We start from the raw sequence: 1,705 nt of genomic DNA, 5'->3' as shown, positions 1-1,705 counted from the left end.
TTACATATGCATTATCGATTATATTCAAAATGTCACAGGCCTTGATATGTCTGTAAAAACGTATCAAAATTTTACTTTAAGACACACGGTATATAAATTTTTGATTGGGCAAATTCCTCTTTTTTAGGAAGAGTAAAAACACCTACTATAAAAATTTTCACAACAGAGCCAGATAACGTGATAAAGTATTTATTGCTGTGCATGTAAATATAAAAAAATCCTTAGAAAATGATGTTTGTAATGGTTTGGCTTATATGATTTTAGGAAATTAATAGCATTTTATGACGTTATTATTAACCTAGTTTTCAAGAAATAGAGGTGAATGTAGGATGACTAAATCTTTTAAAAAAAATAGTCGTTATATGGTTGGGTTGGACAGTCTAAGGGGTCTAGCTATACTGGGTGTTATTTTGTATCATATTAATTTTAATTGGATGCCTGGAGGGTTTTTAGGAGTTACAGTATTTTTTGTACTTTCAGGTTATTTAATTACAGATATTCTAGCCATGGAGTGGAAGAGAAATAAGAGAATTGATTTGAAAAAGTTCTGGCTTAGTAGGGCAAGAAGATTGCTTCCAGGAATGCTTGTTATGCTCGTTATAACATTGGCATGGATTACGATTTTTCATAGCTCTTTACTTGAAAAAATGCGTGGAGATTCATTAGCGGCATTATTTTATGTTAGTAACTGGTGGTATATTTATCATAAATTATCGTACTTTGATAATTTTAACCAGATTTCTCCATTAAATCATTTTTGGTCGTTAGCAGTTGAGGAACAATTCTATGTTGTCTGGCCGTTTATTATTAGTTTAGGACTTTACTATATAAAAAAACAATCCCGTATGATTTTATTGATTTGTCTAGGAGCATTTGCTTCAGCTTTAGCAATGGCAATTTTGTATGAACCTGGAGTTGATCCGAGCAGAATATATTATGGTACAGATACGAGGGCCTTTTCATTACTTATCGGAGCGGTACTTGCCTTAGTTTGGCCAAGCAATAGGCTTGCTAATAAAATTATCCCAAAGGCGCGTTTCATTCTTGATGTAGTGGGGGGCATTGCTCTTATTATTATTTTGGTTATGTTTTGGAAGACCAATCAATATGATCCATTTCTATACAAGGGAGGAATGGTTCTCTTATCAATTGCAACAGCATTGTTAGTGGCAAATCTAGCTCATCCAGCTAGTCGCATTGCTCAATTTTTACGATTTAGACCTTTACGTTGGGTAGGGGTAAGATCGTATGGCATATATCTCTGGCATTATCCAATTCTCACATTAACGACTCCAAAAGTAAATGCGGGGGATTTTTCAATAATAAGAGCAATCCTTCAATTTCTTCTAATAATATTGATTGCGCAAATTTCATGGAAGTTTATCGAAAAACCAATCCGACAAGGTGCGCTCCGGAACATTCAGTTTAAGAACTTAAGATTTCAAAATGTCACTTTAGGTGCTAAGTTAGCTTTAGTTTGTTCATTATTCTTTACGTCAATAGCAGTCTTGGGGTTATCAAATGCTAGTAAGGCTAAGGAGAATTATCAAAAAGAGAAGGTGGAAGCAGTACAAACACAATCAGCGCTACATCCAACTGCTGTTTGGGAAAAACCAAATCAAGAAACGCCTCTAAATCAAGGGGAATCAAAAGAAGTAAATTCTGCACACCCTAAAAATCCACTCACAGTTACTGCGATAGGCGA

1 protein-coding gene is annotated in these 1,705 nt (G+C 34.4%); it reads left to right on the top strand.

Annotated features, from left to right (window positions below; genetic code table 11):
* Positions 1-329 precede the first annotated feature (329 nt).
* On the top strand, positions 330-1,705 hold a 1,376-nt coding region (locus tag COL05_RS30610; protein WP_098671331.1), incomplete at its 3' end, for an acyltransferase family protein.

The sequence above is a fragment of the Bacillus sp. AFS059628 genome, assembly GCF_002571225.1.
Taxonomy (GTDB): Bacteria; Bacillota; Bacilli; order Bacillales; family Bacillaceae_G; genus Bacillus_A.
This window is presented reverse-complemented; position numbering and strand designations above follow the sequence as displayed.